Raw genomic sequence first — 2,949 nt, forward strand, 5'->3', positions numbered from 1 at the left:
AAAAACCAACGAGCAAACGCCATGGGGTCTCGGGTTTTAAGAAACCCAACGGTGGCCATCACAATGCCCATTAAGGCTGTAATGCGCAGCAACCCTAAAAAGCTGTCCTGCTTCATGAAAGCGCTAATGGCATTAAGCACATGTTGGAATAGCTCGCCTCCCGCTGACACATGAATCGTTATCATTGCGTTTTACTCCTTAACCAGCTGTACTATTCATTTGAGAAGCAACTTGTTTTTCAATTTGCGCCATGCGCTCAATGAGGGCTAATTTTTCTTTAAGCTTCCGACCCACTTCGGGATCAATGGCAGCCACTCTCCTCGTTGCCTCATGAATACGTTTTTGGATTTCTTTGACCAAATCGGTATTTAACTCTGACCCTGCGGTAGCCGTACTTACCTCACGCAGTAATTCAGTGAGATAATTGGTTAACAAATCTTGGGCAATGAGCATTGAATATTCTTCAATGTCTATGGCACTCCTGCCATAATTCATGCTGTTTAATACGGATAAAAATTTCATGACTGGCAATGACGTCATACTTAAAAAATTAAGCTCACGTTTGCCTGGTTTTTCATCATTAACCAGTTTAGTGTTTATGGTACGAATAATATCGCGAACCCTGTAGGTGAGTGTTGAAGTCTCAGTAATGTTGAACGCTTGAAGACTGACTTGCAAACACGGGCTTTGGCTACCTGCATCTTTACAGCGCCATATCTTTGCACTTCTAACACCAGATTGAGTTCCAATCAACGCATTGATTAAATCAGCATTGCCCGCCAAAGACGGTACGTTGGTTACTTTGCCATCTTTATCGATAATGAGTGTTCCTGTTAAACTCATGACCATCTCAGCGAGCTCTCGGTCGCTATTTAAAAATGATTTCGTCTTTAAAAGTGACCACACGAGATTTTTGTTTAAAACGACTTGTTTTTTGCGCTCTGGGTCTTTAGAGGCTTTATCCATCACAGTATCAAAACCATTGCCAGAACAGGCCATCCGCGCTTTGACGTAATCACTAAATAGACCTTCCTTACCCATGGCAGCCTGGTCTTTACAGATTTTTTGCTGACTTTCTGCTGTCTTTGGCCAGATGCCACCTACCATGTTTTGCGAGAGCTGACAGGAATTAATGCTCGCCTGATTGGCCATCTGCTCTAATTGTTGGAGATAATCACGTACTTGTTTTAACTCAGGCACTGTGGAGGCGAGCATCACATCCACCGCATAAGCACCCGCATTTGTCATCACTGATTTTCCCAAATCAACGAGCTTTTGTTCACTTAAAAAACTCATACTGCCGGTAAATAAATCAATGCCGCCGCATCCAGCACGGTAACTTGGTAAATCAAGCTGTACCAACTGGTACTGGCGTACCTGATTACGCGCATAGAGTGAGCCACCACCAAAAAATCCTGCAGCTTGGGATTCAAAGGCCGCAGGCGAAGTTACATTTGATGCATAGCCCATCCCATTAAAAAAACTATCAAGATCTTGACTAACATTCGCGTGAACAATATGGAAAAAACCAAATAAACAAAGAGTAAGAGCGGCTTTTTTCATAACATCTTCCTCTTGGTTTCATACGCTTTAATTTTAGGAATGAGCGTATTCATGCGATCATTTAGTTCAATTTCCGTCATTGAACCAAAACCCACTGGATACAATGCATGAGTTTTGGGGCTTACTATAAAAGTGGCTGGATAATTGATGGCACTACCACCAAAGGCCGCATTAATCCATTCCGTGGTTGCCGGTAAAAATGTTGGAAATTCAGGTAACGGTTGATTATCTAAGGAAAGCGGAAGTACGTCTGCTTTGTTATAATTGGCCCAGCGCTTTAATATCGGTGCAAATTGCTGGCAATGCGGGCAACGGCTACCATAAAAGAAAACTAATCCATGCGTGCTAAAAAAGTCTGTTGTCTGCTCACTGGTCGCTTTTACTTTCTTGTATTGAGGGGGCTGCTCCTGCCGTGCAATTAGTTTCTTAAGCCATTGTGACCCTTCTGCTTCTGCACTAACAACAATAACGGTTAAAACTAAGCTGAGCATTAATCGTATACTCATTATTCGTCTCCTTTAAAGTAGGTTGCTACTTGTTTTAACCGTTGCATCAACACATCTTGTGTGGTTAAGCCATAGGCCACTGGCGCCACCCGATGGCTCACTGGATTAACAAGCAGTAAGGCGGGAAAATAACGTACACCCAATTGATTGGCGTAACCCTGGTCAAGTCGGGAATTTAGGAGTTCTGGCGAGGTAACACCATCCACGCTAATGGCTATCAAAGGCATATTAAAACGCCTGCAAAAATCAACCATAATCGGTATTTGTTTTACGTCATAAGGGCTTTTACCACGATAAAAAAACAGCAAGCCATGGGATTTTGATAAACGGTTTATCATCGCGATAGTTTGGGACTCACGCACCTCATCAGTGATTTTGGCGCCAACATTTGAGGTCGGATGAGTCACTGCGTAATCATATTGAGGATGCGCCAACATCGTTTGCTGAAAAAGCGCCTTAAATCGTGACGATTCTTTAAGCCAGTAATCTTGGAGACTCAAAAAGATGCGCATGTCCTCTACTTTTTTGGTGTAGTGTGCTTTATGAAGCGCTTCCATGGTGTAGAAGCGCAAAACCGCATCACGCTCGGTATAGCTTAAGCGCTTAAAAGGAATACCTGTGGGTTTGGTCTTATCAATTCCTTTCTTTTCTTTTTCGATGTTATACCAGAGAAAGCCAGCCGGTTTATCTTGAGCTGCCCAAACAGGCGTCATGAATAAACAAAGTAGAAATAGAATTTTAATCATGCGCTCTTCCCTCCTGATAAAAGCGTCTAATTTTGGCTTCATTGAAAGCGCCGACGCCACTTACGTCAGGTAATGTTTGGCGCTGAGTGAACGCTTCAGTGAGCGCCGATAAATCAAGCGCATCAAACGAAATA

The 2,949-nt window shown here is 43.0% G+C and carries 4 protein-coding genes; all 4 read right to left on the minus strand.

Features of this window, described 5'->3' with window-relative positions:
• Positions 1 to 185, minus strand: a 185-nt coding sequence (locus tag E1P04_RS17340) for a conjugal transfer protein TraG N-terminal domain-containing protein (protein WP_131784108.1), incomplete at its 3' end; no start/stop codon positions are given.
• Positions 186 to 198: 13 nt separating this feature from the next.
• A complete protein-coding gene (locus tag E1P04_RS17345; RefSeq protein ID WP_131784109.1) occupies positions 199 to 1,563 on the minus strand; it encodes a conjugal transfer protein TraH in 1,365 nt (454 codons plus the stop codon).
• Positions 1,560 to 2,069, minus strand: coding sequence for a type-F conjugative transfer system pilin assembly thiol-disulfide isomerase TrbB (gene trbB / locus E1P04_RS17350; RefSeq protein WP_131784110.1), 510 nt, complete (start codon positions 2,067 to 2,069; stop codon positions 1,560 to 1,562). The genes E1P04_RS17345 and trbB overlap by 4 nt, the downstream gene beginning before the upstream one ends.
• Complete coding sequence (gene traF / locus E1P04_RS17355) at positions 2,069 to 2,815, minus strand: type-F conjugative transfer system pilin assembly protein TraF (RefSeq protein WP_131784111.1); 747 nt, start codon at positions 2,813 to 2,815, stop codon at positions 2,069 to 2,071. The genes trbB and traF overlap by 1 nt, the downstream gene beginning before the upstream one ends.
• Positions 2,816 to 2,949 lie beyond the last annotated feature (134 nt).

This window comes from Legionella gresilensis (assembly GCF_900639865.1).
Lineage (GTDB): Bacteria > Pseudomonadota > Gammaproteobacteria > Legionellales > Legionellaceae > Legionella_C > Legionella_C gresilensis.